Source organism: Pseudomonas sp. EGD-AK9, from assembly GCF_000465935.2.
In the GTDB taxonomy this organism is placed as follows: domain Bacteria; phylum Pseudomonadota; class Gammaproteobacteria; order Pseudomonadales; family Pseudomonadaceae; genus Aquipseudomonas.
In genome coordinates this window covers 1-2,416 of the sequence record NZ_AVOF01000421.1, presented here as the reverse complement: position 1 = coordinate 2,416, position 2,416 = coordinate 1, and the positions used below count along the sequence as shown (strand labels likewise).

Sequence of the window (2,416 nt, the reverse complement as noted above, 5' to 3'; positions counted from 1 at the left end):
CGTGGCCGGCAGCCCCAGAGCACGCCAGGCACTGGCCGGCGCGCTAAGGGCGGCCGAGGCGCTGGCGAAGGCGCCGAGCAATTTGCGAAAACGCCGCGGCCCCAGCTCCGGCAGGAGGTGCAGACGCAGACGGGCTTCGAGCTCGGCGGGAGAGACGGCGGGGGATGGAGCGGAAGGTTGCGACATGGGGATCATCCTTGATCGGTCGCGCCGCCGCGGCGGCGGGTACAGAAAGCACAAGCCCCGCATTCGCGGGGCTTGTCGGTGTTACGGGTTACGCACCTTGTCCATGATCGCCAGCGAGCGGGACGCCCCCAGCACCAGGCCATAGCTGAGCTTGTCGTAGGTGCGGAACACCATCAGCAGACCGGAGCGCTCGTCCGGAATCTTCACGCTGTCGCCGGTGATACGGTCGCGCACGGTTTCGCCGGTCTTGTACACCGCCAGCACGTTGCCGATCTCCAGGCCGTCGCGCGCGCCCTTGTTCAGGGTGACCACGTCGAACTGGCCGATCTGGGTCACGCCGCGCGGCACGTCGAGGATCAGGCCGTCGATCTCGCCGGCCGGTTCGCTGGGCATGAAGGTGGAGTTGATCGCGCGCTCTTCGGTGGGGAACAGGCGGTCGCCGAGGCGCACTTCCTGGGTCGAGCGGCTCAGCAGCATGGTGCCGATATCGCCTTCCTCGGCGACGATCTCGCCGGTGCCGATATCGTCGGCGTTGATGCCGAGGAATTCCTGGGTTTCCGGGTCGGTGTAGGTCTTGCCCTGGCGGAAGATGCCGTACACCGGCGCGCTTTCGTCGAAGCTGCCGCGGGCGTAGACGCGGTCACCGGCGCCGCTGACCACGCGCTCGGCGTTACCGGCCACCACGTAGGGGGCGCCGGCGAACTGCTCGGGGGTGTCGACGATGCGGTTGGACAGCAGGAAGCTGTTGATCGCTTCCAGCGGGATGGTCGGGATCGCCTCGGCCATCGGCGTGCTGCGCACCTGCGGCGACAGCTTGATGGTGCCGCGCGACTCGCCGCGATTGAGCATCAGGCGCGGCTGGCCGTCGATATAGACGAGGTTGAGGGTATCACCGGGGTAGATCAGGTGCGGGTTGGCGACTTGCGGGTTGGCATGCCAGATTTCCGGCCACTTCCACGGTTGACTCAGGAACTTGCCGGAAATATCCCAGAGGGTATCGCCCTTGACCACGGTGTAGCGGTCCGGGTGACCGTCCTTGAGTTGCACTTCGGCCTGGACCAGGCCGGTCTGGGCCAAACCGCCGGCTGCCAGCAGCAGCAGGGCGAGTAGTGATTTCCTCATACGGTGAATCCCTTTATTATGTGTCTTCACGTGAAGCGCCCTAGCGCCGCGTCCAAACCCGCTGAATCCGCGGCGTGAAGCCGTTTTTCAATGCTGTTCATCATCTTAGCAGCGGATTTTGACTTTATTCCACAAGTGCATCACAAACGCATATGGCGATCCTGAATATCCTCGAATTTCCTGATCCACGCCTGCGTACCATCGCCAAACCGGTGGACGTCGTGGACGACTCCATCCGTCAATTGGTCGACGACATGTTCGAGACCATGTACGACGCGCCCGGTATCGGCCTGGCGGCGACCCAGGTCAACGTGCACAAACGCGTGGTGGTGATGGACCTGTCCGAGGACAAGTCCGAGCCGCGGGTATTCATCAATCCCGAGTTCGAGTCGCTGACCGAAGAGATGGATCAGTACCAGGAAGGCTGCCTGTCGGTGCCCGGCTTCTACGAGAACGTCGACCGCCCGCAGAAGGTCAGGATCAAGGCGCTGGACCGCGACGGCCAGCCCTACGAGCTGATCGCCGAAGGCCTGCTCGCCGTGTGTATCCAGCACGAATGCGATCACCTCAACGGCAAGCTGTTCGTCGACTACCTGTCCAGCCTGAAACGCGACCGGATCAAGAAAAAGCTGGAAAAACAGCACCGCCAGCGGGCTTGATCCACCAGATTCCTAAAGGCTTGCCGCGGCAAGCCTTTTTCTTTTAGCGAGACCCCATGTCTGACTCCCTGCGCATCGTCTTCGCCGGCACCCCGGAATTCGCCGCCGAGCACCTCAAGGCCCTGCTGGCCAGCCAGCATGAAATCGTCGCCGTCTACACCCAGCCGGATCGCCCGGCCGGCCGCGGCCAGAAGCTTGCGCCCAGCCCGGTCAAGCAGCTCGCCGTGGAGCACGGCATCCCCGTCTACCAACCGGCCAGCCTGCGCAACGAAGAGGCCCAGGCCGAGCTGGCCGCGCTCAAGCCGGACCTGATGGTGGTGGTGGCCTACGGCCTGATCCTGCCGCAGGCGGTGCTCGACACCCCGCGTCTGGGCTGCATCAACAGCCACGCCTCGCTGCTGCCGCGCTGGCGCGGCGCTGCGCCGATCCAGCGCGCGGTGCAGGCCGGC

Annotated in this window: 3 protein-coding genes and 1 pseudogene; 2 read left to right on the top strand and 2 right to left on the bottom strand. The window is 64.8% G+C overall.

Annotated elements, in window-relative coordinates:
* Both N878_RS26960 and N878_RS17790 read right to left on the bottom strand, forming a co-directional pair.
* Positions 1–186: pseudogene (locus N878_RS26960) on the bottom strand (DNA-protecting protein DprA); the annotation flags it as partial.
* Positions 187–267: 81 nt separating this feature from the next.
* Positions 268–1,308 carry a LysM peptidoglycan-binding domain-containing protein gene (locus tag N878_RS17790; protein ID WP_021444937.1) on the bottom strand — a complete coding sequence of 347 codons (1,041 nt, stop codon included), beginning with the start codon at positions 1,306–1,308 and terminating at the stop codon, positions 268–270.
* A 152-nt stretch (positions 1,309–1,460) separates the two neighbouring features.
* Between N878_RS17790 and def the strand changes: the two genes are divergently transcribed.
* Positions 1,461–1,967: a peptide deformylase gene (def, locus tag N878_RS17785; protein ID WP_021444936.1), complete on the top strand. Its 507-nt coding sequence runs from the start codon at positions 1,461–1,463 to the stop codon at positions 1,965–1,967.
* A gap of 56 nt (positions 1,968–2,023) precedes the next feature.
* The coding region (locus N878_RS17780) for a methionyl-tRNA formyltransferase (protein ID WP_021444935.1) at positions 2,024–2,416 on the top strand (393 nt) is incomplete at its 3' end.

Bases quoted from the DNA above. Each gene is read 5' to 3' on its own strand.
- N878_RS17790 (WP_021444937.1), bottom strand. From the start codon at position 1,308: ATGAGGAAATCACTACTCGCCCTGCTGCTGCTGGCAGCCGGCGGTTTG.
- def (WP_021444936.1), top strand. From the start codon at position 1,461: ATGGCGATCCTGAATATCCTCGAATTTCCTGATCCACGCCTGCGTACC.